The 23,370-nt window shown below is 38.2% G+C and carries 19 protein-coding genes, 1 pseudogene and 1 riboswitch; of the genes and pseudogenes, 17 read left to right on the forward strand and 3 right to left on the reverse strand.

What is annotated here, in order from left to right; genetic code table 11:
• Nucleotides 1–179: 179 nt before the first annotated feature.
• Nucleotides 180–506, reverse strand: a complete 327-nt coding sequence (locus tag AC3IS5_RS03710) for a thioredoxin family protein (protein ID WP_489426622.1) — start codon at nucleotides 504–506, stop codon at nucleotides 180–182.
• Between the two features lie 258 nt (nucleotides 507–764).
• On the opposite strand from AC3IS5_RS03710, the gene AC3IS5_RS03715 reads away from it, so the two are divergent.
• The 11 genes from AC3IS5_RS03715 to AC3IS5_RS03765 all read left to right on the forward strand — a co-directional run bounded on the left by AC3IS5_RS03715 (nucleotide 765) and on the right by AC3IS5_RS03765 (nucleotide 12,104).
• A complete protein-coding gene (locus AC3IS5_RS03715; protein ID WP_489426623.1) occupies nucleotides 765–3,149 on the forward strand; it encodes a 3-hydroxyacyl-CoA dehydrogenase/enoyl-CoA hydratase family protein in 2,385 nt (794 codons plus the stop codon).
• Between the two features lie 31 nt (nucleotides 3,150–3,180).
• Nucleotides 3,181–4,353 carry an acetyl-CoA C-acetyltransferase gene (locus tag AC3IS5_RS03720; RefSeq protein WP_368539262.1) on the forward strand — a complete coding sequence of 391 codons (1,173 nt, stop codon included), beginning with the start codon at nucleotides 3,181–3,183 and terminating at the stop codon, nucleotides 4,351–4,353.
• Nucleotides 4,354–4,380: 27 nt separating this feature from the next.
• The gene (locus AC3IS5_RS03725) at nucleotides 4,381–6,165 is read left to right on the forward strand and encodes an acyl-CoA dehydrogenase FadE (protein ID WP_489426624.1); all 1,785 of its coding nucleotides are present in this window, start codon (nucleotides 4,381–4,383) and stop codon (nucleotides 6,163–6,165) included.
• Nucleotides 6,166–6,273: 108 nt separating this feature from the next.
• Nucleotides 6,274–6,630 (forward strand): arsenate reductase family protein, encoded by a 357-nt coding sequence (locus AC3IS5_RS03730; protein ID WP_489426625.1) that lies wholly within the window; start codon nucleotides 6,274–6,276, stop codon nucleotides 6,628–6,630.
• A 78-nt stretch (nucleotides 6,631–6,708) separates the two neighbouring features.
• Nucleotides 6,709–7,089, forward strand: coding sequence for a glycine cleavage system protein GcvH (gcvH, locus tag AC3IS5_RS03735; protein WP_427735259.1), 381 nt, complete (start codon nucleotides 6,709–6,711; stop codon nucleotides 7,087–7,089).
• 79 nt (nucleotides 7,090–7,168) lie between these two features.
• Complete coding sequence (locus AC3IS5_RS03740; RefSeq protein ID WP_489426626.1) at nucleotides 7,169–7,513, forward strand: toprim domain-containing protein; 345 nt, start codon at nucleotides 7,169–7,171, stop codon at nucleotides 7,511–7,513.
• 11 nt (nucleotides 7,514–7,524) lie between these two features.
• The gene (locus tag AC3IS5_RS03745; protein WP_340705775.1) at nucleotides 7,525–7,833 is read left to right on the forward strand and encodes a thioredoxin family protein; all 309 of its coding nucleotides are present in this window, start codon (nucleotides 7,525–7,527) and stop codon (nucleotides 7,831–7,833) included.
• 56 nt (nucleotides 7,834–7,889) lie between these two features.
• A riboswitch (SAM riboswitch) is annotated at nucleotides 7,890–7,996 on the forward strand.
• 126 nt (nucleotides 7,997–8,122) lie between these two features.
• Entirely contained in the window at nucleotides 8,123–9,148 is a 1,026-nt protein-coding gene (locus tag AC3IS5_RS03750) for a methionine ABC transporter ATP-binding protein (protein WP_430355714.1), read from the forward strand.
• Nucleotides 9,141–9,809 (forward strand): methionine ABC transporter permease, encoded by a 669-nt coding sequence (locus AC3IS5_RS03755; RefSeq protein WP_489426627.1) that lies wholly within the window; start codon nucleotides 9,141–9,143, stop codon nucleotides 9,807–9,809. Before AC3IS5_RS03750 ends, AC3IS5_RS03755 begins: the two co-directional genes overlap by 8 nt.
• A 63-nt stretch (nucleotides 9,810–9,872) precedes the next feature.
• A complete protein-coding gene (locus AC3IS5_RS03760) occupies nucleotides 9,873–10,676 on the forward strand; it encodes a MetQ/NlpA family ABC transporter substrate-binding protein (RefSeq protein ID WP_489426628.1) in 804 nt (267 codons plus the stop codon).
• Between the two features lie 261 nt (nucleotides 10,677–10,937).
• The gene (locus AC3IS5_RS03765; protein WP_489426629.1) at nucleotides 10,938–12,104 is read left to right on the forward strand and encodes a dicarboxylate/amino acid:cation symporter; all 1,167 of its coding nucleotides are present in this window, start codon (nucleotides 10,938–10,940) and stop codon (nucleotides 12,102–12,104) included.
• 58 nt (nucleotides 12,105–12,162) lie between these two features.
• On the opposite strand, the gene gltC is transcribed toward AC3IS5_RS03765, so the two are convergent.
• Nucleotides 12,163–13,065 carry a glutamate biosynthesis transcriptional regulator GltC gene (gene gltC / locus AC3IS5_RS03770; protein WP_489426630.1) on the reverse strand — a complete coding sequence of 301 codons (903 nt, stop codon included), beginning with the start codon at nucleotides 13,063–13,065 and terminating at the stop codon, nucleotides 12,163–12,165.
• Between the two features lie 124 nt (nucleotides 13,066–13,189).
• Between gltC and gltB the strand changes: the two genes are divergently transcribed.
• Nucleotides 13,190–17,713: a glutamate synthase large subunit gene (gene gltB / locus AC3IS5_RS03775; RefSeq protein WP_489426631.1), complete on the forward strand. Its 4,524-nt coding sequence runs from the start codon at nucleotides 13,190–13,192 to the stop codon at nucleotides 17,711–17,713.
• Nucleotides 17,714–17,730: 17 nt separating this feature from the next.
• Complete coding sequence (locus AC3IS5_RS03780; RefSeq protein WP_489426632.1) at nucleotides 17,731–19,209, forward strand: glutamate synthase subunit beta; 1,479 nt, start codon at nucleotides 17,731–17,733, stop codon at nucleotides 19,207–19,209.
• A 229-nt stretch (nucleotides 19,210–19,438) separates the two neighbouring features.
• Here the strand turns inward: AC3IS5_RS03780 and AC3IS5_RS03785 are convergent.
• A pseudogene (locus AC3IS5_RS03785) lies at nucleotides 19,439–19,513 on the reverse strand (hypothetical protein); the annotation flags it as partial.
• An 86-nt stretch (nucleotides 19,514–19,599) separates the two neighbouring features.
• Between AC3IS5_RS03785 and sufC the strand changes: the two are divergent.
• Genes sufC through sufU form a run of 4 tightly spaced genes read left to right on the forward strand, consistent with a single transcriptional unit; the run spans nucleotide 19,600 to nucleotide 23,369 of the window.
• On the forward strand, nucleotides 19,600–20,382 hold the full coding sequence (sufC, locus tag AC3IS5_RS03790; protein WP_053418641.1) for a Fe-S cluster assembly ATPase SufC: 783 nt from the start codon (nucleotides 19,600–19,602) through the stop codon (nucleotides 20,380–20,382).
• Nucleotides 20,383–20,399: 17 nt separating this feature from the next.
• Entirely contained in the window at nucleotides 20,400–21,707 is a 1,308-nt protein-coding gene (sufD, locus tag AC3IS5_RS03795) for a Fe-S cluster assembly protein SufD (protein WP_489426633.1), read from the forward strand.
• Nucleotides 21,707–22,939 (forward strand): cysteine desulfurase, encoded by a 1,233-nt coding sequence (locus tag AC3IS5_RS03800; RefSeq protein WP_489426634.1) that lies wholly within the window; start codon nucleotides 21,707–21,709, stop codon nucleotides 22,937–22,939. The genes sufD and AC3IS5_RS03800 overlap by 1 nt, the downstream gene beginning before the upstream one ends.
• Nucleotides 22,926–23,369: a Fe-S cluster assembly sulfur transfer protein SufU gene (gene sufU / locus AC3IS5_RS03805; protein ID WP_489426635.1), complete on the forward strand. Its 444-nt coding sequence runs from the start codon at nucleotides 22,926–22,928 to the stop codon at nucleotides 23,367–23,369. The genes AC3IS5_RS03800 and sufU overlap by 14 nt, the downstream gene beginning before the upstream one ends.
• Nucleotide 23,370 lies beyond the last annotated feature (1 nt).

The following is a 23,370-nucleotide window of genomic DNA, read 5'->3' on the forward strand; positions in this document are numbered from 1 at the left end:
AGAAAAAATACAAGCCAATCTCTAGTTACAATATATGAAGCGGTAGTTTAATCATTAATATAACAATTATGGATATCGGTGAGTAATTGTTAGAACTTTTCATGAATAGAATACATAGTATATTACAAAATATATAAGAAAAAACGGATAGACATTGAAGTCTACCCGTTTAAAAAATGTTACGCATTTTCCTTTTGAGCTTCTAAGAATTCAGTTACTTGAGCTGGTGATTTAGCATTTGCACTGTGAAGATGCGCTAATTTTTCGCCTTCTTTGAAGATTAGTAAGCTAGGAATCCCCATAACATCATACTTTTCAGCAAGCTCTGGAAGCTCATCGCGGTTCAATTCATACCAATCATATTGATCGTATTCTTCGATAATAGGGTCGATGAACATGTCCATGCGTGTGCAGTCAGGGCACCATCCAGCGTGGAATTTTACGATAACAGGTTTTTCTGTTGAAGTAGTTTCATTAAATTGTTCAATAGTTGTAATTGGTTTCATAAGTAAATCCCTCCTATTAAAGTAGTGTACACGTTTTTGGTTGACCCTGAAAGTAACTTGTTTTAAAAAAAGTGATGACAGTATGTTTAAGGGAATAAAAACAAAATATAATCCATATTTTTGTAGGTTATATGAATTTGATTATTGCGAAAAAACAGAAAATAGTCTAAACTAAGAAGCAGATAAGGAAGTTATATTTTTTTTATTCTTAAAATGAATGAGCATTCATTCAAAAAGGGGAAAAGGGAGGATTTGCTCATGGCTTATCAAATTAAGAAGGCAGCTGTGTTAGGTTCGGGGGTAATGGGTTCGGGGATCGCAGCCCATTTAGCAAACATCGGTATTCCAACGATTTTACTTGATATCGTACCAAAGGAATTGACTAAAGAGGAAGAAGCGAAGGGGCTTACTTTAGATAGTTCAGTCGTTCGTAATCGATTTGCAGAAAAGGCATTACAAAAGCTTTTAAAACAAAAACCAGCACCATTAACTGCAAAGAAGAACTTAGCATTATTATCAGTTGGGAACTTTGAAGATGATCTTGAAAAACTAAAAGAAGTGGATTGGATCATAGAAGTTGTCGTTGAAAACTTAGCTATTAAAAAGAATTTATATGAAAAAATTGATACAGTTCGTCAACCAGGCACAATTATTAGTTCAAATACATCAGGCATTAGTATTGATGCAATGGCTGAAGGTCTTTCAGAAGACTTCCAAAAGCATTTCCTAGGCACTCATTTCTTCAATCCACCACGCTATTTGAAACTGCTTGAAGTAATTCCGGCAAAGAATACTTGTCCTGATGTAGTGGCATTTATGAAGGAATTTGGAGAAGACAAACTAGGAAAAGGTGTCGTTCTAGCAAAAGACACACCAAACTTCATCGCTAATCGGATTGGTACATATGGCTTGCTTGTTACTTTACGTGAAATGCAAGAACGTGGTTATTCGGTTGGTGAAGTAGATTCTGTTACAGGACCGTTAATTGGTCGTCCAAAGTCAGCAACTCTTCGTACATTAGATGTTGTCGGCTTAGATACTTTCGTTCACGTTGCAAAAAACGTATATGATCAAACAACGGGCGAAGAGCAACGAGTATTCGAAGTACCAGCTTATGTTCAAAAGATGGTTGATAATGGCTGGCTTGGAGCGAAGTCAGGTCAAGGATTCTTCATTAAAAAAGGAAAAGAGATATTAGAGTTAAATACAGATACATTTGAATATGAACCAGTAAAAAAACTCCGCACACCTTCAATTGAAATGGCAAAGCAACAAAAAGGATTAGCAGCGAAAGTGAAGTTGTTAACATATGCGGATGACCGTACAGGAGAGTTATTGTGGAATGTGCTAGCACCAACTTTACTTTACTCAGCACAGTTACATGGTGAAATTGCAGATGATATTGTCGCAATCGATAACGCCATGAAATGGGGTTTCGGCTGGACACAAGGACCATTTGAAATTTGGGATGCAATAGGTGTTAAGAAATCAGTTGAGAAGATGACTGCTGAAGGTAAAGAAATTCCTAGTTTCGTAGAAGGCTTACTAGCTAAAGGCTATGAAACTTTTTATAAAGAACTAGAGGATGGATTAGCTTACTTCGACGGTGAAGATTACAAGCTAGTACCGGTTAATGAAAAAGCAATCGATTTGAAACGCTATAAGAAAAAACACGGTGTTATTAAATCAAACTCAGGAGCTAGCTTAATCGATATGGGGGATGGCATTGCGTTACTTGAATTCCATTCACAAGCAAATGCTATCGGTTTAGATGTTATACAAATGATTAATTATGCCATTGATGAGGTAGAAGCAAATTATAAAGGGCTTGTTATTGGTAACCAAGGGAAGAACTTCTGCGTTGGTGCCAACTTAGGAATGATTCTTATGGAAGCCCAAGATGACAACATTTTCGAGTTAGACTTTACGATACGTGGTTTCCAAAATGCGATGTCGAAAATTAAGTACAGTTCAAAACCAGTAGTGGCAGCACCATTTGCTATGACGCTTGGTGGCGGTTCTGAAGTTTGTTTACCAGCAGCTCATATTCAAGCAACAATGGAAACGTATATGGGGCTAGTGGAAGTAGGTGTAGGCCTAATTCCAGGCGGTGGAGGTAATAAAGAATTGTACTTAAAGCATTTAAAAGGATTGCCGAATGGAGTACAAGTCGATTATCAAAATATCGCAAACAAAGTATTTGAATCTATCGCAATGGCGAAAGTTTCAACATCTGCTGAGGAAGCGCGCGAAAATAATTTCTTAAACTTTGCTGATGGTATTAGCGTTAACTCTGATCACCAACTATATGACGCCAAACAAGTAGCATTGGCATTATATGAAGGTGGTTATACAGCGCCAATTAGAACTAAGGTGCCAGTTGTAGGTGAAACTGGTTATGCAACATTATTGTTAGGAGCACAAGGAATGTATCAATCAGGCTTCATTAGTGAGCATGATTTGAAAATAGCGAAAAAGCTTGCCTATGTTTTAGCAGGCGGCAAAGTTCCATACGGCACATTAGTGGATGAACAATACTTACTAGATTTAGAGCGTGAAGCGTTCTTAAGCCTTGTTGCAGAGCCAAAATCACAAGCTAGAATGCAACATATGTTAGTGAAAGGAAAACCACTTCGCAACTAATTTTAGAGAAGTGATTAAGGGGGAATCTACTATGCGTGAAGCTGTTATTGTAGCAGGTGCAAGAACACCTATTGGAAAAGCAAAAAAAGGATCTTTAGCAACTATTCGTCCTGATGATCTTGGAGCATTAGTTGTGAAAGAGACATTACAAAGAGCAGGTTATGAAGGGGACATAGATGATTTAATTCTTGGCTGCGCTATGCCAGAAGCAGAACAAGGGATGAATATTGCGCGTAATATAGGAGCGCTTGCCGGGCTACCTGATACAACACCAGCTGTAACAGTTAATCGATTCTGTTCATCAGGTTTACAATCAATCGCTTATGCGGCAGAACGTATTATGCTTGGACATTCAAAAGCTATTATTGCAGGTGGTATTGAATCTATGAGTCTAGTACCAATGATGGGCAATGTGATTAGACCTAATGCGACTTTAGCGGAAACTGCCCCACAATATTATATGAGTATGGGGCATACAGCTGAAGAAGTAGCTAAGAAATATGATGTTAGTCGTGAGGATCAAGATGCCTTTTCTGTTCGTTCACATGAATTAGCGGCAAAAGCAATTCAAGAAGGTAAATTCGTCGATGAAATCGTTCCAGTGGAAGTCGTGCAACGATACGTGGATGCAGGGAATAATTTGCAAGAGAGAAAATTCACTTTTGATATGGATGAAGGTGTACGTGTTGGTACATCTCAAGAAACACTTGCGAAATTACGCCCAGCATTTTCAGTAACTGGAAGTGTAACAGCAGGAAATGCTTCACAAACGTCAGATGGTGCAGCAGCAGTACTTGTTATGGACCGTGAAGAGGCCGAAGCACAAGGCTTAAAGCCGATGGCGAAATTTTTATCCTTTGCAGTAGGCGGAGTGCCTCCTGAAATTATGGGGATTGGTCCAACAGTTGCTGTACCGAAGGCGCTGAAAATTGCTGGCCTATCTATTGAAGATATTGACCTATGGGAAATTAACGAAGCCTTTGCTTCACAATCAATTCAAGTGGTTCGTGAACTGGGCATCGACCTTGAAAAAGTCAATGTTAATGGTGGTGCAATTGCATTGGGGCATCCGCTAGGTGCTACAGGTTCAATCCTAACACTGAAATTAATTCATGAGTTAAAACGTCAAGGTAAAAAGTACGGTGTAGTAACAATGTGTATCGGTGGCGGTATGGGAGCTGCTGGCGTATTTGAAATTCTATAAATAACACACAAAAGGGGAGCGATTATTATGACAGAGAAATTAGCGAATATCATTAAAGGCGGTAGCTTTTTAACTGAAGATGTAGAACTTGATCGCGTATTTACGCCAGAAGATTTCACTGAAGAGCATAAAATGATTGCGAAAACGACAGAGGACTATGTGCAAAATGAAGTATTACCAGTCGTTGAAAACTTAGAAAATCATGAGTTTGATCATTCTGTACGTTTATTGAAAAAAGCTGGTGAACTTGGTCTTTTAGCTGCAGATGTTCCTGAAGAATATGAAGGACTCGGCTTAGACAAAGTAACATCAGCATTAATTGCTGAGAAAATGTCAGTAGCTGGCGGATTCTCTATTACACACGGTGCACATGTTGGAATTGGTTCATTACCAATCGTATTATTTGGTAATGAAGAGCAAAAGCAACAGTACTTACCTAAGCTTGCATCTGGTGAGCTAATTGCAGCTTATGCATTAACAGAGCCAGGTTCTGGGTCGGATGCATTAGGTGCTAAAACAGTAGCCAAATTAAATGCAGAAGGCACACATTATGTATTAAACGGTGAAAAGCAATGGATTACAAACGCTGGTTTTGCTGATGTATTCGTCGTATATGCGAAAATTGATGGTGATAAATTCTCAGCATTCATAGTAGAACGCAACTATCCAGGTGTTTCTGTCGGTGCAGAAGAAAAGAAAATGGGGATTAAATCTTCTTCCACTCGCACACTAATTTTAGAAGATGTAAAAGTGCCAGTTGAAAACCTACTTGGTGAAGTAGGTCGCGGTCACATTATTGCATTTAACATTTTGAACATCGGTCGTTACAAATTAGGTGTTGGCTCAATTGGTGCATCAAAGCGTGCTCTTGAATTAGCGATTTCGTATACAAACCAACGTCAACAATTTAAAACACCTATTTCATCTTTCAATTTAACGAAAGAAAAATTATCAACAATGGCTTCAAAGTTGTATGCTACTGAAAGTTTAATCTATCGTACAGTAGGATACTTTGAAGATCGTATGGGCCAATTAAGTGAAGAAGAACAAAAAGACGGTAAAGCGATTGCAGCGTCAATTGCAGAATATGCTATCGAATGTTCTATCAATAAAGTTTTTGGTTCTGAAACACTTGACTATATCGCGGATGAAGCGGTGCAATTGCATGGTGGATATGGTTTCATGCAAGAGTACGAAGTAGAGCGCATTTACCGAGATTCACGTATTAACCGAATTTTCGAAGGAACTAACGAAATTAATCGCTTCATCATACCGGGCACATTTATGAAAAAAGCAATGAAAGGTGAGTTACCTTTATTGCAACAAGCGCAGAGCCTACAACAAGAGCTATTAATGCTAATGCCTGAAGAAATTAGTGATGAGCCATTAGCGCAAGAAAAGTATCTTGTGAAAAATGCGAAAAAAATCGCTCTATTAGCAGCTGGTCTTGCAGCACAAAAATATGGTCCGAAATTAGATGTCGAGCAAGAATTACTAGTGAACATTGCGAATATAGCTAACCAATTATTTGCAATGGAATCTACTGTGTTACGTACAGAAAAAGCTATTGCTCGTGATGGGTTAGATAAAGCAAGCCAAAAATTACTATATACTCAAATCTTCTGCCAAGAAGCATTTGAAGAAATCGAAAAAGAAGCAAAAGAAACAATCATTACAGCAGTTGACGGAGACAATGCTCGTATGATGTTATCTGCACTTCGCAAACTTACTCGTAACAATCCTTACAATGTCATTGCGAAGAAACGTGAAGCATCAGTTAAACTGATTGCTGCAGAAAAATTTGTTGTCTAAAATAAGCTAGTTGAGAATCCGAACACAACTTTTGTGTTCGGATTTCTTGCTTGTAGACTTTACTCCCACTACAATAGAATTAAATAGTTTGGAAAAAGGAGCATGTATATGTCTATTTTATTCATTCAATATCCAAAATGTACAACTTGTCGTAAAGCAAAAGCGTGGTTAGACGAAAATGGGGTAAACTATACAGATAAGCATATCGTTGAAGAAACACCTTCTAAAGAGGAATTAAAACAGTATGTAGATGCTAGTGGTTTGCCATTGAAGAAATTTTTTAATACTTCAGGAATGAAGTATAGAGAGTTGCAATTGAAAGATCGTCTGGCTGATATGTCGGAAGATGAGCAATTAGAATTGCTTGCTTCAGATGGTATGTTAATCAAGCGCCCAATCGTTACAGACGGAAAAAAAGTGACGTTAGGATTTAAAGAATCAGACTTTGAGCAAACATGGAAATAACACAGACATATGCTTGTTTTTACAATAGAAATATGTCAAACTTAAAGTGAAATTAATTACATATTTGGAGGGGTATTCATGAGCACACCAAAAGACTTACGCTATTCTGAAGAACATGAATGGGTAAAAACTGAAGACGGAAAAGTACGTATCGGTATTACACATTTCGCACAATCTGAACTAGGCGATATCGTTTTCGTTGAACTTCCACAAGTTGGCGACGAATTAGTAGCAGACGAGCCATTCGGCAGTGTTGAATCTGTAAAAACTGTATCTGAACTTTACGCACCGATTTCTGGTAAAGTTGTAGAAATTAACGAAGAGCTAGAAGAAAGCCCTGAGTTCGTTAACGAATCACCATACGAAAAAGCATGGATGGTTGTAGTTGAACCAGCAGATAACGCTCAAGTTGATGCATTATTAACTGCAGAACAATACGAAGCAATTATCGAAGAATAAGATCTAAAAACGCCGTGCATTTGCTCGGCGTTTTTTTAAACTGGGTAAACGGCAAAAAGTATTTGTTAGGAGGGTATATATGACTTTTAACAAGCTGATTATTGTGGAAGGGCGCCAAGATAAGTTGCGAATTGCGCCAATATTAGCAGAGAACATTCCGATAATATGTACGAATGGAACAGTTAGTGCAAGCCGATTAGAAGAGATCTTGGCACCATATGATGACTGTGAAATGTATGCATTTTTTGATGCTGACTCATCGGGTGATAAGCTCCGAGCTCTTTTTAAAAGAGAGTTCCCAAATGCTCGTCATCTACACACCTCCGCTACTTATAAACAAGTAGAAGCTACTCCAAGAAGACATTTAGCTAGAATATTATTGGCGGCAAATTTTGTAGTTCATAAAGAATATTTAATAGTATAGGAATGAAGAAGATGGAAGAATGGTCACGTGAACAATGGGAAGAAACGATGAAAACATCCTCGCTTTCGGCTTTTTATTTGTATACACCATTGTGTGGGACGTGTGCAGTTGCGTCGAAAATGATGGAAGTAGTAGAGCATGTCGTTAGCGATATTCCTATTGGTAAAGCGAACTTGAATTATATACAAGATGTAGCGTTTGATTATGAAGTAGAAAGTGTCCCATGTTTGATTATTTCGAAGAATGGGAAAATTCATGATAAAATCTATGCCTTTCAATCAGTACCTTTTTTGTTTGAAAAATTACGTCAAAACGATTGACGTTGAAGCAATAGCGTGATAAAGTAGCAAACATAACTAATTAAATATAGTCGTTACTCTTATTTAGAGAGGTGGAGGGAAGTGCCCAATGAAGCCCGGCAACCGTCATATTTATATGGCACGGTGCCAAATCACACAAAGTATTTACTTTGGAAGATGAGAGAACGGTTTTACGTATATAGCTTTGCGTTGAACCCTTCTGTTAATCTGCAGAAGGGTTTTTTTAGTTTCTAAGAGATGCCAGTAGAAAGTGCATACTTTTTAGTTTTAAAATAAAGGTGGTATGACAGTGATTCAGTTAGAAAATGTAATGAAAAAATATAAAACTGCTAACGGAGAGTTAACCGCTGTCAAAAATGTGAATTTATCTGTTGAAGACGGAGAAATATTCGGCATTATTGGATACAGCGGAGCGGGTAAGAGTACGCTCATTCGTTTATTAAATGGTTTGGAGCAACCGACAACCGGTAAAGTTGTTGTGAATGGTCAGGAAGTATCATCGATTAAAGGAAGTGCGTTACGTAATGCGCGTCAAAAAATCAGTATGATCTTCCAACATTTCAATTTACTTTGGTCACGTACTGTTGAAGAAAATATAGCATTTCCATTAGAAATTGCAGGTTTATCTAAGGCAGAACGTCAGAAAAAGGTATTAGATCTTATTGAATTAGTTGGTTTAAAAGGCAGAGAAAAGGCATATCCTTCTCAATTATCAGGTGGTCAAAAGCAACGTGTAGGTATCGCTAGAGCACTGGCAAATAACCCAGAAGTACTGCTTTGTGATGAAGCTACTTCAGCACTTGATCCTGAAACAACGGATTCAATTTTAGATTTACTAGTCGATATCAATGAAAAATTAGGCTTAACGATTGTACTTATCACACATGAGATGCATGTCATTCGTAAAATTTGTCATCGTGTGGCGGTAATGGAAGCTGGACAAGTTGTTGAAAATGGTGATGTCCTAGAAGTATTCCAATCACCACAAGCAGATGTTACAAAACGATTTGTTTCTCAAATTACAGATACGAATGAACGTAAAGAATCAATTGAACAAATTATTGAAAACTACCCATCAGGAACACTTGTAAAATTAACGTTTGTAGGCTCTTCAACTGGCCAGCCAGTTATTTCACATTTAAGCCGTGAACTTAATTTAGACGTGAATATTGTCCATGGTAATATTTCGCAAACGAAAAGTGGACCATATGGAACGCTCATTATACAGCTAGATGGTAATAATGATAATGTACAAAAAGCAGTCACATATATGAATGAACATGGAGTAAAAACGGAGGTGATCGAAAATGCTTAATGATCTCTTCCCGAATGTACAATGGGACAGAATGTGGGAAGCAACGATAGAAACACTGTATATGACAAGCGTTGCTACAGTTTTCACATTTGTCATTGGTTTAGCTTTAGGTATTTTGTTGTTTTTGACAAGCCCTCAGCAATTATGGGCAAATAAATTAGTAAGTTGGTTAACAGGTTCGATCGTGAATATTTTCCGTTCGATTCCATTCATTATTTTAGTGATTCTATTAATACCATTTACGAAACTATTATTAGGCTCAATTCGAGGTCCCAATGCCGCATTACCAGCATTAATTATTGGAGCAGCACCATTCTATGCGCGTATGGTTTTAATTGCGTTAAAAGAAATTGATAAAGGTGTCATCGAAGCGGCACGTTCAATGGGTGCAAAAACTTCTACGATTATCGGTAAAGTGTTAATTCCAGAATCATTACCCGCATTAGTTTCGGGTATTACTGTAACAGCTATCGCACTTGTTGGTTACACAGCAATGGCAGGTGTTATTGGGGCAGGCGGACTAGGGACATTAGCGTTTTTAGACGGTTTCCAAAGAAGTCAAAGTGATGTAACTTTTGTTGCAACAATCCTTATTTTAGTAGTGGTATTTGTTATTCAATTCGTCGGTGACCTTATTACAGCGAAGATTGATAAAAGATAATTTGGGCTTATACGGTATAACCGATCACATAAAACTAAACAGTATAAAAGGAGCGTTAAGAACATGAAGAAATTTGTAGCAGGAATCCTTACAGGAGTATTAGCCTTAAGCTTAGCAGCTTGTGGGAAATCAGAAGAGAAATTAGTAATTGGTGCAGCTAATACTCCGCATGCTGAAATTTTAGAAAAGGCAGAGTCCTTACTTGAAAAAGAAGGTATCAAGCTGAAAATCGAAAGATATCAAGATTATGTTTTACCGAACAAAGATCTTGAAAATGGCGATTTAGATGCAAACTACTTCCAACATATTCCTTACTTAGAACTTCAAAAAAAGCAAAATGGATATGATTTTGTTAATGTTGGTGGAGTACACGTCGAGCCGATCGGTATCTATTCTAAAAAATATAAAAAACTCGAAGATCTTCCAGAAGGCGCAACAATTCTTCTAAGTAACTCAGTTTCAGACCATGGACGTATGTTATCCCTACTTGAAGCAAAAGGGCTTATCACGCTAAAAGAGGGCGTAGATAAAACTGCAGCTGAAATTAAGGATATCACTAAGAACCCAAAAAACTTAAAATTTGATGCAAACACTGCACCTGAAATGCTTGTACAAATGTATAAAAACGACGAAGGTGACGCAGTATTAATCAACTCTAACTTCGCGATTGATGCAGGTATAAGCCCAGGAAAAGACGCAATTGCATTAGAAGATAAAGAATCAGAATACATTAATGTGATTGCTGTTCGTAAAGAAGATGAGAATAACGAAAAGATTAAAAAATTAGTTAAAGTGCTTCATTCAAAAGAAATGCAAGACTATATATTAAAAGAGTGGAACGGGGATATTGTTCCTGTATCTGAATAAGAAATAGTTAAAACACCCAAGCTTAATTAGCTTGGGTGTTTTAATATATTTATAAGATAAATTAAATAACAATATTTAGGTGGTTGTGCTATGTGAATATTGTAAGCCTTACAATTACTAGATTAACACAATCCAATAAAAATAATCTGAAAATACTTAATATTCCGGATTATTAATATACTATTCACTTTAATAAGTGGGTGTGATAGAGTGTGCATATACTTTTAGAAAAGACATATGTATTTATCAGGAGGACATTTTATGAAAATAAAGTTTGGTTTACTCCCACGAATTATTGTCGCGATTATATTGGCGGCTTTACTAGGGACTGTCATGCCGAAAGATGGCGTTCGTATATTCGCAACCTTCAATGGTATATTCGGGAATTTCTTAAATTTCGTCGTACCGTTATTAATCGTCGCATTTATTGCGCCGGGAATTGCACAATTAGGTAAAGGGTCGGGAAAACTGTTAGGATTAGCAACTTTCTTTGCTTACTTCTCTACATTAATCGCTGGATTCTTTGCATTCTTCACAGCTTCAAATGTTCTACCTAAGTTAATTTCAAAATCGGGTAGTGAACAATTTGCTAATCCTGAGGAATCATTGGTGCAAACATTCGTAACAATTGAAATGCCTCCACTTATGGATGTTATGACTGCTTTAATATTAGCTTTCATCCTAGGGATTGGTATGGCAGCTATCAATAGTGAAGTCATGAAAAAATTCTTTGATGAGTTTAATTTGATTATTGATAAAGTAATTTCGAAAATTATTATTCCTTTATTACCTATCCATATTTTTGGTATTTTCTTAAATATGACTTTTGCTGGTCAAGTAGCAAAAATTCTATCAGTTTTTGCAGTAGTATTTTTATTAATTATTTTAATGCATTTATGTATCTTGATAATACAATACGTAATAGCAGGCGCTATTAATAATAAAAACCCTCTCTACTTATTGAAGACGATGGCACCGGCATACTTCACAGCTCTTGGTACACAATCATCAGCTGCGACGATTCCGATTACATTAAAGCAAGCACGTAAGGCAGGTGCTTCTGAGCGAGTAACAGGTTTCACTGTTCCACTATTTGCAACAATTCACTTATCAGGTAGTACAATTACATTAACAACATGTGCAATGGCCGTAATGATGTTAAATAATCATGCTTATTCATTAACTGAAATGGTACCTTTCATATTCATGTTAGGTATTGTAATGGTTGCTGCACCAGGAGTACCGGGTGGTGCAGTAATGGCAGCGACAGGGGTTCTTCAATCAATGTTAGGTTTTGATGAAACTATGGTTGCGTTAATGATAGCTCTTTATCTCGCGCAAGATAGTTTTGGTACAGCTACAAACGTAACAGGTGACGGTGCACTTTCAATGATCGTTGACCGCTTCAGTAAAAAGGAAAAGGCATAAATAGAAATTAGTCATATCCATTAAAAAGGGCCTTCCGAATAATTCGGAGGCCTTTTTGTTATTTAAACTGAGTTAATAATGAAAAGAAGTTATTTACAAAACTTAAGAAAACTTGTTCAGAAGGAGCTAAATCACGATTAGTAGGAGAAATAATACCGACCGTTCTTGTAAACTCTGGTGAAACTAGCGGTAACTTTACAGTGCGTCTAGGAGTGGAGTCATAAAAGGCACTTTCAGGTAACAAGCTTATGCCGATTCCTGCAGCCACTAAACCTTTTAAAGCATCCATATCTTCGCCCTCTGAAGTGATTTTTGGTGTGAAACCAACAGATTTACAAGCTTCAACAGCTACTTTATTGAGAATATAACCTTCTGGGAAAAGAACAAAATCTTCATTTCGTAAATCAGATAAATGAATGGATTCCTTTTGAGCTAAAGAATGAGTAGCAGGTAATAAGGCTGCGATATTCTCTGTAAATAAGATGGTCGTCTTGATGGCATCGTCTTTTTGTGGAAGTGGACCAAGGAACGCTAAGTTTAGTTCTCTGTTTTTCACTGCATTTATTAAATATCGGTAAGAGCCTTGGCGTAGATGGAATGATACATTCGGGTGCTCCTTTTTAAATGCTGAAATAACAGTTGGCAATAAGAAGCTTGCTAAGCTCGTAGGAAAACCAATTTTGATCGTTCCTTTTTCTGGGTCCAAGTATTCGTCGATTTGCTTTTTTGCAAAATCGATTGCTTGTAAGGCTGCAATGCTATGTTCGAGAAAAGTTTTACCGATTGGCGTCAGTTTGACGTTTCGCCCAACTCGCTCAAACAGCTTTGTACCAAGTTCTTCTTCTAAATTTGCTATTTGGCGACTTATCGCGGATTGAGCAACGTGTAAGTTTTCAGCAGCTTCAGAAATATGTTCAAGCTCCGCAACCGCGACGAAATAGCGTAATTGGCGTAGTTCCATCGTATGTCATCTCCCATTCATCTAATTTATAGATTAATAATATATAAATTATATATTGTTTATATCAATTTAAAAAACTAAAATAAATTTAAGTCACTTTTTAAGTGAAGAGGGAGGGATTTACATGACATTTCATCAACTTCCAACAGCACAGGGATTATACTCCCCACAATTTGAGCATGATGCCTGTGGTATTGGTTTATATGCTCATCTAAAAGGTAAAGCCACGCATGACATCGTAATGAAGGGGTTAGAAATGCTGTGCCGTTTGGATCATCGTGCAGGGCGAGGTAGTGACGGCAAAACGGGTGATGGGGCCGGATTAATGGTCCAAATTCCGGATGCATTTTTCAGAGCGATTTGTACTGAGTGGACTTTACCTGAACAAGGACGCTACGGTGTCGGGATGTTATTTTTTACTCAAGATCTTACTGAACGACAAGATATAGAGAATAAGATGAATGAATTGATTGCTGAGGAAGGCCAAGAGTTAATTGGCTGGAGAACAGTACCAATTAACATAGACCCTTTAAGTGACACTGCTAAGAAAACAGCACCAGTTGTACGCCAAGTGTTTATTAAAGCGGCTAATGTCAGTGATTCCCTCGCCTTCGAGCGTAAGTTGTATCTAGTTCGTAAGCAAACAGAGCACTGGGCAACAAAAAATGACAAGAAGTTTTATTGTGCAAGTTTTTCGAGCCAAACAATGGTTTTCAAAGGATTGCTGACACCTCAAGAAGTGGACGAATTTTACATGGATTTGCAAGATGAGCGATTTGCTTCAGCATTTTCATTAGTTCACTCACGTTACAGCACGAACACATTCCCGAGCTGGGAGCGTGCACATCCGAATCGCTACATTATTCACAACGGTGAAATTAATACATTACGTGGCAATATTAACTGGATGAAAGCACGTGAACAACAATTTGTTTCAGAAGCATTTGGGGATGATTTAGAAAAGCTTCTTCCGATTGTTGACCAGAGCGGTAGTGATTCGTCAATTCTGGATAACGCTTTTGAGTTTTTTGTTTTAGCAGGGCGCACGCCAGCACATACAGCAATGATGATGATACCTGAACCTTGGACTGAGAATCCGCATATTTCAGAAGAGAAAAAAGCGTTTTATGCGTACCATAGCTGTTTAATGGAACCTTGGGATGGGCCAACAGCGATTTGCTTTACTGATGGTAAGCAAATTGGTGCGATTTTGGATCGTAATGGTTTACGACCAGCACGCTATTATGTCACAAAGGACGACTACATCATTTTCTCATCAGAAGTTGGTGTAGTTGATATAGAGGAAGAAAATATCGCTTACAAAGAACGTTTAAGCCCGGGGAAAATGTTGCTTGTTGATTTAGAACAAGGACGGATTATTTCAGATGAAGAGTTAAAATCAGATATGGCAGGGGAAAAGCCATATACACAATGGTTAGAAGAAAACCTTGTGACTGTGAAGACGAAAGAAGATCAACCTGAGGACATGATGGATTTACTATTCCGTCAAAAGGTCAATGGTTACACTTATGAAGATATTCACAAATATATCGTACCAATGGTAGCCGAGGGGAAAGACCCCCTTGGCTCAATGGGGAATGATACACCGCTAGCGGTATTATCAGATCGTCCACAATCATTATTTAATTATTTTAAACAGCTTTTTGCACAAGTGACAAATCCACCATTCGATTCAATTCGTGAGCATATTGTGACGTCTACAATGACGGTTTTAGGGGCAGAAGGTGACTTGCTACATCCAACAGAAAAAAATAGCCGTCGTATTTTCTTAGAAACGCCGGTTCTTACAAACAGTCAATTGCAGCAATTAATAGTAAATGATAATGAAAATTTCAAAAGTGCATTATTGCACCTTGATTTTTCAGAAGAATTAGAAAATGAATTGACTAGGCTGACAAAAGATGCCGATAAAGCGATTGCTAAAGGTGCTCAACTACTCGTGTTATCAGACCGTCTTTTACATGCAGAAACACCGACTATACCAGTGTTACTAGCGGCTAGCTGTTTACATCAGTATTTGGTGAAAACGGGGAATCGTACAAAAGTGAGCATTATTGTAGAATCTGCTGAAGTACGTGAAGTGCATCACTTTGCAACTTTAATCGGCTATGGGGTAGATGCCATTAATCCGTATTTAGCATTTGCTACAATTTATCAAGCGATTAAAGATGGTCATCTGTCACAAACATATGATGAGGCTGTTGCCAAATATACAAAAGCGATTGCAGATGGTGTTGTTAAAGTTATGTCTAAAATGGGCATTTCAACTGTTCAGAGTTACCGTGGCGCTCAAGTTTTTGAAGCGGTGGGTATTAGTAAAGACGTTATTGCTAAATATTTCACAGGAACAGCTTCTCAATTAAGCGGAATTGATTTAGAAACAATCGGTAAAGAAGCGCTCCGTAAGCATGCTGAAGCAGTTCACTCCACTGAGCAAGTGTTGCAATCGGGCAGTGATTTCCAGTGGAGAAGCACGGGTGAGCATCATGCCTTTAATCCGAAAACAATCCATACATTGCAATGGGCAGCGCGTAAAGGGGATATCGGTCTTTACAGACAATATGCTGAAATGGCAAATGAAGAGCGCATTGGTTTCTTGCGTAATTTATTTGCGTTCAAAAAAGCACAACGTCGTATTCCTATAGAAGAGGTAGAATCTGTTGCGTCGATAGTAAAACGCTTTAAAACAGGTGCCATGTCATTTGGGTCATTAAGTCAGGAAGCTCATGAAACATTAGCTATTGCGATGAACAGATTGGGCGGTAGAAGTAACAGTGGCGAAGGTGGGGAACACCCGAGCCGTTATGAAATTGATGCGAATGGAGATAATCGTCGAAGTGCAATTAAACAAATTGCCTCAGGTCGTTTCGGTGTGAAAAGCCATTACTTAGTGAATGCAGATGAGTTGCAAATTAAAATGGCACAAGGGGCAAAGCCTGGTGAGGGTGGTCAGTTACCAGGCAACAAAGTATATCCATGGGTAGCTGATGTACGTGGTTCAACTACAGGTGTAGGATTAATCTCACCTCCACCACATCATGACATCTACTCTATTGAAGATATGGCAGAATTGATTCATGATTTGAAAAATGCTAATCGTCATGCACGTATTAGTGTGAAACTTGTTTCAAAAGCTGGGATTGGTACCATTGCCGCTGGTGTTGCGAAAGGTGCAGCAGACGTAATAGTTGTTAGTGGATATGACGGGGGTACAGGAGCTTCACCAAAAACGAGTATTAAGCATACCGGATTACCATGGGAGCTTGGTCTTGCGGAGGCACATCAAACGCTCATGTTAAATGGTCTACGTGATCGCGTCATATTAGAAACTGATGGTAAGTTGATGACAGGAAAAGACGTCGTGATGGCGGCTTTACTCGGAGCTGAAGAATATGGTTTTGCAACAGCTCCATTAATCGTCCTTGGTTGCGTAATGATGAGAGCGTGTCATTTAGATACATGCCCAGTTGGAGTAGCTACTCAAAATCCTGAGTTAAGAGCGAAATTTATGGGGAATGCGGATCACGTCGTAAATTTCATGCAATTTGTTGCTGAAGAAGTACGAGAACATATGTCTATGCTCGGTTTCCGTTCAATGGATGAGATGATTGGTCGTACAGATGTTTTAGAAATCAGTGACCGAGCTAAGAATCATTGGAAAGCAGGACAATTAGATCTTTCAGCTTTATTGTATCAACCTAAAGGACCTCGTACTCAGCAAGTGTTGCAAGATCATAAAATCGAGGAATCTCTTGATATGCGTGAAATTCTTGGTGCGGTTGAGAAAGCTATAATAGATGGAAGTCCTATTAAGCTGCAATATCCGATTAAAAACACAGACCGAGTTGTAGGCACTATTATCGGGAGTGAAATATCGAAACGTTATGGTGAAAGAGGTTTAGTTGACGATACAATTTCACTTCAATTCACAGGTTCAGCTGGGCAAAGTTTCGGTGCGTTCATCCCTAGAGGGATGTCTATGTATGTAAATGGCGATGCGAATGATTACTTCGGTAAAGGGTTATCAGGAGGTAAAGTTGTCGTTTCTGCACCAATAAAAGGCGATGTTGAGAAAAACGTCATTGCCGGAAACGTTTGTTTATACGGTGCTACGAGTGGTAAAGCATTTATCAATGGCAGAGCAGGTGAACGTTTCGCAGTCCGTAATAGTGGTGCGGATATCGTTGTTGAAGGAATAGGAGATCATGGCTGTGAGTACATGACTGGAGGCCATGTTGTTATTTTAGGTGATGTAGGTAAGAACTTTGGTGCTGGTATGTCCGGTGGTATTGCATACGTTTTAGTAGAAGATGAAAAATCTTTCAAAGAAAAGTGCAACATGGAAATGATAGGATTTGAGGATTTAGATAATGAGGAAGAAACTAAATTTGTTCGTGCATTAATTGAAGAACATATTTTGAACACAGATAGTTCGAAGGCCAAAACAATCTTAGCTGATTGGACGCAGTCTGTTGTGGAATTCTTAAAAGTTGTTCCAGCAGACTATAAGAAAATGATTAATCGTATTAGTGATTTTAAGGCTGAAGGTTTATCTGCAGATGCTGCAGCGATGAAAGCATTTTTAGCTACTTCTAAAAAAAAGGAAGTAGTGCTTTCCAATAAATAATGGAGGAGGGGTTCTAGATGGGGAAACCAACTGGATTTATGGAATATAGTCGAGAAAAAGGAAAAGAACAATCACCACTAGAGCGCATTAAGAATTGGAAAGAATATGCTTCAAGATTAACCGATGAAGCTCTTCAAATCCAAGGTGCTAGATGTATGGATTGTGGGACACCTTTTTGTCATATGGGAATTGAGATTCGCGGTACAGCTGCAGGTTGTCCGATTAATAATGTCATCCCCGAGTGGAATGACTTAGTGTATAAAGGTAAATGGAAGGAAGCGTTAGAGCGTTTATTGCTTACAAATAACTTCCCGGAATTCACAGGGCGCGTTTGCCCCGCACCTTGTGAAGGTTCTTGTACATTAGCAATTACAGACCCTGCCGTTGCAATTAAAAGCATTGAACGTACCATTATAGATAAAGGGTTCGAAAATGGCTGGATTCAACCACGTATGCCTAAACTACGAACTGGTAAAAAGATTGCCGTCATTGGTTCAGGACCAGCAGGACTTGCAGCAGTGGATCAATTAAACCAATCGGGGCACTCGGTAACTATTTACGAGCGAGCTGACCGAGCAGGTGGCTTACTTATGTACGGAATTCCGAATATGAAGCTCGAAAAAGATGTTGTAGAACGCCGAATTCAATTGTTAATGGAAGAAGGCATAGAGTTTGTATTAAATACTGAAGTAGGTAAGGATATTACGGCTGAACAGTTAAAAGCCGAGTATGAGGTAATCATCTTATGTACGGGTGCAACTAAACAACGCGCTCTTCATATGGAAGGAAGCGATTCAGAAGGGGTTCATTTAGCAATGGACTATTTAACTTCAACATCTAAGAGTTTACTGGATTCTAAGTTTGCTGATGGTAAGTTTATAAATACAAAAGGTAAGGATGTCATTGTTATTGGTGGTGGTGATACGGGTGCTGACTGTGTAGCTACGGCAATTCGTCAAAATTGCAATAGCGTCGTACAATTTGGTAAACATCCTCAGTTACCGGTCAATCGTGCTGACGATAATTTATGGCCAACTGATCCTCATATTTATAAATTAGATTATGCCTATGCTGAAGCGGATGAAAAGTATGGTAAAGACCCGCGAGAATATTGCATCCAAACAAAGAAAATTGTGGCGGATAAAAAAGGGCATGTGAAAGAATTACACACAATCCAAATGAATAAAATTATTAATGATGAAGGTTACGTTTATTTTGAAGAAGTACCTGGTACTGAGAAGGTATGGCCAGCACAACATGTATTCGTTGCAATCGGCTTTGAAGGTGTGGAGCACGCTTTACCAGAACAATTTGGTGTTAAAGTAACGAATAATAAAATTGTGTCAGTCGGGAAAAAATATGCTACTAATGTAGATGGTGTATTTACAGCGGGTGATGCACGTAAAGGTCAAAGTTTAATCGTATGGGCGATTAAAGAAGGTCGTGGTGTAGCGGAAAGTGTTGATGCATATTTAACAGAATACGCTACTATTTAATAATAGAGTGTCTAAAAAAGCCTGTTAAACAGGCTTTTTTTTATGCGGAAAATAGCGGAAAATCGTAAAAAAATAGTCAGTACATGATAGTATTTGTCGGAGGAAGATGTTTGAAAAAACATAAATTCACAGAAAAATAAGGTTATCACTATGCTGAGAGTGAAATCGATTCTCAATTAGAGTATCTGTATTGAAAATGAATTGATTTTTTGCAAATAGCAAAGAATTGCTAGAATACTTGATATAAAGCTAGTGGACATCTACTGTTTAAAAGGGAAGTGAGAATAATTTTCAAAAGGTTTGCAAGCCACTTCTTTTTAAGTTAAGATTAGAATGATATTAAATTAGAAATGGGAAACCATTCATTGAACTTTAAATGGAGGTAATGAAATGTCAACATTAGTAATCACAGATCTTCATGTCGAAATTGACGGAAAAGAGATTTTAAAGGGTGTAAATTTAACACTTAATACAAACGAAATCCATGCAATCATGGGTCCAAACGGTACGGGTAAATCTACTTTAGCTTCTGCTATTATGGGTCACCCAAAATATGAGGTAACTTCAGGTTCAATCATGCTAGATGGCGAAGATGTACTTGAAATGGAAGTAGACGAACGTGCAAAAGCGGGTCTTTTCCTTGGTATGCAATACCCATCAGAAATTTCTGGTGTAACTAACGCTGACTTCTTACGTTCTGCTATTAACGCACGTCGTGAAGAGGGTGACGAAATTTCACTGATGAAATTCATCCGTGAATTAGATAAAAAAATGGAATTCCTTGAAATGGATTTAGATATGGCTCAACGCTACTTAAACGAAGGTTTCTCTGGCGGTGAGAAAAAACGTAACGAAATTCTACAATTAATGATGATCAAACCAAAATTCGCTATTTTAGATGAAATTGACTCTGGTCTTGATATCGATGCATTAAAAGTTGTTTCTAAAGGAATCAACGAAATGCGCGGCGAAGGTTTCGGCTGCTTAATGATCACTCACTACCAACGTCTACTTAACTACATCACTCCAGATAAAGTACACGTGATGATGCAAGGTAAAGTTGTAAAATCTGGTGGAGCTGAATTAGCTCATAAACTTGAAGCTGAAGGTTATGACTGGATTAAACAAGAATTAGGCATTGAAGACGAAGAAACTGCTGAACAAGAAGCATAAGAAGGAGGACGAGCAGAATGACGGTTGAAACAAAATTGGCGGTAACCGCTCAAGACGTACGCTCCTTCTCTGAAGCGAACAATGAACCAAGCTGGTTAACTGAGCTTCGTGAAAGTGCACTAGCGAACGTAGAAACGCTACCATTGCCAAAACCAGATAAAACTAATATTACAAAATGGAATTTCACAGAATTCCCAGCACATGTGGTAGAAAGTACAACATATGCATCATTAGATGAACTTCCAGAAGAAGTGAAGTCAATTGTAGATGTTGAAAACCAACATAACATCTATATCCAACACAATAATACACCTGCATACTTGGAGCTTTCAGAAGAGCTAAAAGCACAAGGTGTTATTATGACTGATATTATCACTGCAAGTCGCGAACATAGTGACCTAGTGAAAAAATATTATATGACAGAAGGCGTAAAAGCTGATGCCCACAAACTGGCTGCATTACATGCTGCATTAGTAAACGGTGGTGTCTTCGTTTATGTTCCAAAAAACGTCATCATTGAAGAACCTCTTCAAGTTGTGTTCTTACATGACAATGCAGAAGCTTCATTATTCAATCATGTATTAATTGTTGCTGAAGCAAACAGTTCAGTTACATATGTAGAAAACTATCTTTCTACTGTTGACGAAGCAACTGGACAAGCAAACATTATTGCAGAAGTTATCGTAAATGATAATGCAAAAGTAATTTTTGGAGCTGTAGATGTACTTGCAAAAGGTTTAACGACTTATGTTAACCGCCGCGGTATTTTACACCGTGATGCAACTATTGAATGGGCTGCAGGTTTAATGAATGACTGTGATACAATCTCTGAAAATATTTCACATTTAATCGGTGACGGTTCAAATGCTGATAGTAAATCAGTAGTTGTTGGTCGCGGAAGTCAAAGTCAAAACTTCACAACTGAAGTTCGCCATTGGGGTAAAGCATCTACTGGTTACATCCTTACACACGGTGTTATGAAAGATGCTTCTCGTGCTATTTTCAATGGCATTGGCAAAATCGAACACGGTGCTACTAAAGCAGATGCTGTTCAAGAATCACGTGTGTTAATGTTTAGCGAAGATGCTCGTGGTGACGCTAATCCGATTTTATTAATCGAAGAAGATGATGTAACTGCTGGACACGCAGCTTCTGTTGGACGAGTTGACCCAATTCAACTGTATTATTTAATGAGTCGTGGTATTGCGAAAAAAGAAGCTGAACGTTTAGTTATTCACGGATTCCTTGCGCCAGTTGTAAACAAATTGCCTATCGAGGGTGTTAAAAAGCAACTGACGGAGGTTATCGAAAGGAAAGTTCGCTAATGATCAAAGATGACATTCGAAGCTATTTTCCGATATTAAATCAAGAAATTAACGGGCATCCGCTTGTTTATCTTGATAGTGCTGCAACTTCTCAAAAGCCAATTCAAGTAATTGAAGCTATCAAAAATTATTACGAATTTGAAAATTCAAATGTTCACCGTGGTGTTCACACACTTGGGAACAGAGCAACAGATTCTTATGAAGGTGCTCGTGAAAAAATTCGTAAATTTATCAATGCAAACTCAACTGAAGAAATCATCTTCACAAGAGGGACTACAACTGCATTAAATATAGTTGCACAAAGTTATGGCCGTACACATGTAGGTGAAGGCGATGAAATCGTCATCACTTATATGGAACACCATTCTAACTTAATCCCTTGGCAACAACTTGCGAAGGAAAAAGGCGCGACATTAAAATATATCGATCTAGAGTCAGACGGTACTTTATCATTAGATAAAGTGCGTGCAACAATTACTGACAAAACAAAAATTGTCTCAATGGCATATGCTTCAAATGTCTTAGGTACGATCAACCCAATCAAAGAAATTACTGCGATTGCTCATGAACATGGAGCTGTAATGGTCGTTGATGGGGCACAAGGTGTACCACATTTTAAAACAGACGTGCAAGATTTAGATTGTGATTTCTTAGCATTCTCTGGGCACAAAATGTGCGGGCCAACTGGTATTGGTGTATTATATGGTAAAAAAGCGCTTCTCGAAAACATGGAGCCGGTTGAATTTGGTGGCGAAATGATCGATTTTGTAGGTCTTCATGAATCTACATGGAAGGAGCTACCTTGGAAATTTGAAGGTGGTACTCCAATCATTGCTGGAGCTATTGGATTAGGTGCAGCTATTGATTTCCTTCAAGAAATCGGCATGGACACGATTGAAAAACACGAACATGATTTATCGCGTTATGCTATTGACCAAATGCAAACAATTAAAGGTTTATCAATTTATGGGCCACAAGATCCTGCAAAACGTTCAGGTCTTGTAACATTTAATTTAGATGATGTACATCCACATGATGTAGCAACTGTTCTAGATATGAACGGTATTGCTGTACGTGCTGGACATCATTGTGCACAGCCTCTGATGAAATGGTTACAATGTACTGCAACTGCACGTGCTAGCTTCTATATTTATAACAATGAGGAAGATATTGACCGTCTTGTTGCAGGGTTGCGCACTGCGAAGGAGTATTTTGCTGATGTCTTTGAATAATTTAGATCAACTTTACCGCTCAGTTATTATGGATCACTATAAAAAGCCAAGAAACAAAGGGGCTCTTGAAGGTAGTAATGTCACTATCGATATGAACAACCCTACTTGTGGCGACCGTATCCGTTTAACTTTACAAGTAAATAATGGCATCATTGAAGATGCTAAATTTGATGGAGAAGGTTGTTCCATCTCAATGTCCTCTGCATCCATGATGACGCAAACAGTCAAAGGGAAAACAGTTGAGGAAGCTCAAAACCTAGCACAAATTTTCTCTGATATGATGCTTGGAAAAGACTATGATGATTCGATCGATTTAGGTGATGTAGAAGCACTTTCAGGTGTTTCGAAATTCCCGGCTCGTATAAAATGTGCAACTTTATCTTGGAAAGCAATGGAAAAAGGCGTACAAAACGAATCTGAAACTAAATAAA

The organism is Viridibacillus sp. KH_047, assembly GCF_057838945.1.